The 542-nt window shown below is 52.2% G+C and carries 1 pseudogene; it reads left to right on the top strand.

The window, feature by feature from the left end:
• Positions 1-542 (top strand): annotated as a pseudogene (locus ACR0EL_RS22715) (PLP-dependent aminotransferase family protein); the annotation flags it as partial.

Raw genomic sequence — 542 nt, 5'->3', positions numbered from 1 at the left:
CTCGGGTTATTATGTCTGCTCTGACGTAGGGATTCGCACGGACGGTGATGCGATTGGGCGAACCAGCACCAGACAGCGCACATCGATTGGCCAGAAACTGAACAAATTGCGCCGCACCGAAGAGATCGAAACCATCCAGCGCCCAAATGACTGGTACAAGTACGACTATCCGTTTGTGTGCAACCAAATCGATGATGGCGCATTCCCGGTTGCGGATTGGCGCGAATGCACTCGGTTGGCCATGAATCGAAAGCATCTGAAAATCTGGTCTGCAGACGGGCTGTACGAGGATTGCTTTGAACTTATCGAGCAGGTCCGGCAGCGCATCCTGCCCCGTCGCGGTATTTTTGAACCCAGCGATTCAATCCTGATCACATTGGGTTCGCAAAACGGATTGTTTATCACCAGCCTGTTGTTCGGCGGGCGCGATAAAACTGCGGTTATGGAGGATCCGGGATATCCGGATGCACGCAAGATCCTTCAGGCAAATTTTGGGAATGTAAGGTTTCAACCCATTGATAGCGAGGGTTTGATCGTCGATG

This window comes from Ruegeria sp. AH12 (genome assembly GCF_056541465.1).
This window is presented reverse-complemented; position numbering and strand designations above follow the sequence as displayed.